Raw genomic sequence first — 2,728 nt, forward strand, 5'->3', positions numbered from 1 at the left:
CGCCCAGCGCCCGCAACACGGCCACGGCCAGCGGGCCGCGCGCCCGCGCCGCGCCGTCGTCGATCTTGAAGGCGACCGTGCCGCCGTCGGGAAGCGTCATCGCCTGCACACCCTCGGCACCGCTCTTGGCCAGCAGCCCGGGGACCGCGAGCATGAGCAGCGTGTCCTCGCGGCCGGTCCCCGCGACCAGCCACGGTTCGGCCCGCATCACCTCGCCGACCCGGGTGGCGGACGCGGCGCCGAAGGCACGGGCCAGCCCGGTCAGCGAGAACGCGAACAGCGGGGCCCCGCAGCCGTCGGTGGCCGTGGCCGCGATCGGTTCGCCGGTCAGCTCCGTCACCGTCTCGGCGATCGTGCGTTGCAGCGGGTGGCCGGGGTCGGTGTAGTCGGCGGTGGACCAGCCCCGGCGCAGGCACGTGCGCAGCATTCCCGCGTGCTTGCCCGAGCAGTTCATCGCCGCGCGGCGAGGCTGCGGGGGACAGTGCAGGTCCGCCTCGGCGAGCCCGCCCGCGTGCAGAAGCGCCAGCGCCCGGTTCACGTGTCCCGGCTCGCCCGTGTGTGAGGCGCACACCAGCGCCAGGTCGGTGTCGTCGACCTCGAGACCCGCGCGGAGCATGCCGAGCGCCTGGAACGGCTTGTTCGCCGACCGCGCGAACATCGGGGTGTCCACGTCGCCGGCCGCGGCGCGCACCGACCCGTCGGGTGCGGTGACCACGAACGCACCCCTGTGCACGCTCTCGACGACCCCGGACCGCACGACCTCGACGAGCACCGGGTTGTCGTGCGACGGGTTCATCGGCTCGCGTCTCCTTCCTGTGCGGGCCCGCTGCGCGCGGACCCGGTCGCCGGGGGCTGCTCCTCGCCGAACCCGTGGTCGTCGGCGTCACCGCGTTCACTGGCCAGCAACTCGTCCACCGACGCGGTGCCGCGTGCGTAGCGGCGGGCGATCTCGGCGTTGAACGCGTCCACGACCAGCTGCACCTCGCGCCGCCGCTGGGAGACCGAGCGCTCCTGCTCACGGTAGGTCTCCAGCGCGCCCGCGAGCGTGTCGTCGGAGAGCGCGGTGACGTCGGACAGGTCGGCGTCGCCGATCAGTGCCTCGGCCTTGCGCCGGTACTCGCCCGCGCGGGACGGTTCGAGCGGCTGGTGCCGTCCCGAGCCCGTGGCCGGGCCGAGCGCGTTGTCCGCGAGGATCGTGCTCAGTTGTTCCACCACGCTCGTGGCCTCGCCCGTGGTGCGGCGCTGCTGCTCGGCGCGCACGATGTCGATGCGGGCGTGCAGCAGTCTGCGCAGGTAGGAAAGGTCGGTCTCCTCCTGTGCTGCCTCGTCGCGCCGGGTGCGCAACGTCGGCATCGGCAGCCGGTCGAGGTCGCGCGCGTAGCCGTCGGCGAGGACGCGGTCGATCCGGCGGCGCCCTCCGGGGCGGACTTCGATCACGTGGTCATCCTGCTCTTCGACGGTGGGACACGCCAGTGCCGAGGATCATGTCATCCCCGCAGCCGCTGCGCCGCCTCACGTCCCGGGGCCACGTGCTCGGCGGGCAGCGAGTCCGGATCGATCTTGGCCTGGACGGCCCGCTCCTGTTCGGCGTCGCCCGCGAGCAGGTCGGCCTCGGCCGGGACGGAACGCTTCACCAGCGCGAGCGCGACCGGCCCCAGCTCGTGGTGTTCGGCCACGCTGCCCACCCGGCCGACCGTGCGCTCGCCCCGCACGACCGGGTCGCCGGTCTCGGGGTAGATCTCCGGCGAGCCGTCCAGGTGCAGCAACACCATGTGCCGGGGCGGTTTGCCCACGTTGTGCACCTTGGCCACGGTCTCCTGTCCCCGATAGCACCCCTTCGCCACGTGCGCGGCCGTGTCGATCCAGTTGACCTCGTGCGGGATGGCCCTTTCGTCGGTGTCCACACCGAACCGGGGCCGCAGGGACTCCACCCGGAGCGCGTCGAACGCCCACGACCCCGCGGGGCGCGCACCGGCGTCGATGCCGCGACGCCACCACTCGGCCAGCTCCGCGCGCGGCACGAGCAGGTCCACGCTGGAGCGTCCCGGCCACGGCATCCGCCGGGCGAGGCCGCCACCGGGCAGCGCGGCGACGGCGTAGGCCTGCTCGCCCAGCTCGACGCCGAGCGCGTCGAGCACCCGGCCCGCCTCCGGACCGAGCAGCGTGAGCACGGCGAGCTCGCCCGTCGCGTCGTGGATGTCCACCTGCGACCAGAACTTCATCGCCTCCAGGTAGGCGGCGAGGCTCTGCTTGCCGCCCTTCGGCAGCGCGCTCGTGGCTTCCGCGCCGGGGTCGGTGTCCAGGTACACCGTGCCGTCCAGGTGGCCGAGCACCATGTGCGTGTCGACGCGCCCCCAGCTGTCCAGCACCAGGGCCTCGGTGCCCTCTCCGTCGGGCAGCGACGTGACGTGCTGGGAGATCACCAGGTGCAGCCAGGACAGCCTCTCCGGACCACTGACGGTGAGCACCTCGCGGTGTGAGCGGTCGACGATCGCGACGCCGCGCACGGCGGTGCGTTGCTCGGCGAACGGGTCGCCCCAGTGCCACGGAACCCCCTCTTCGGGGTGCCCCTCGGGAGCGGAGACGGCGCCGGGACGACCGAGCAGGACGGACTCGTAGGGCATGTCCCGATCGTAGGCGGCTCGTTCGGGTGGCGGCCGGTCGGCGGGCGCGGAGCCCGTGGCGGCCGGTCGGGGGCGGGAGTGGTGGCGGCCTGTCGGCGGGTCGG

The 2,728-nt window shown here is 74.0% G+C and carries 3 protein-coding genes; all 3 read right to left on the reverse strand.

Annotated elements, in window-relative coordinates:
* The coding region (locus SACSA_RS26320; RefSeq protein ID WP_019818926.1) for an asparaginase at positions 1 to 796 on the reverse strand (796 nt) is incomplete at its 3' end.
* A complete protein-coding gene (locus SACSA_RS0116885; RefSeq protein WP_019818927.1) occupies positions 793 to 1,437 on the reverse strand; it encodes an RsiG family protein in 645 nt (214 codons plus the stop codon). The genes SACSA_RS26320 and SACSA_RS0116885, both read right to left, overlap by 4 nt.
* A 50-nt stretch (positions 1,438 to 1,487) precedes the next feature.
* Positions 1,488 to 2,624 carry a CAF17-like 4Fe-4S cluster assembly/insertion protein YgfZ gene (ygfZ, locus tag SACSA_RS0116890; protein ID WP_019818928.1) on the reverse strand — a complete coding sequence of 379 codons (1,137 nt, stop codon included), beginning with the start codon at positions 2,622 to 2,624 and terminating at the stop codon, positions 1,488 to 1,490.
* Positions 2,625 to 2,728: the final 104 nt, after the last annotated feature.

Source organism: Saccharomonospora saliphila YIM 90502 (genome assembly GCF_000383795.1).
In the GTDB taxonomy this organism is placed as follows: Bacteria; Actinomycetota; Actinomycetes; order Mycobacteriales; family Pseudonocardiaceae; genus Saccharomonospora; species Saccharomonospora saliphila.

Coding starts and splice junctions, on each gene's coding strand:
- ygfZ (WP_019818928.1), bottom strand. CDS start 2,624: ATGCCCTACGAGTCCGTCCTGCTCGGTCGTCCCGGCGCCGTCTCCGCT.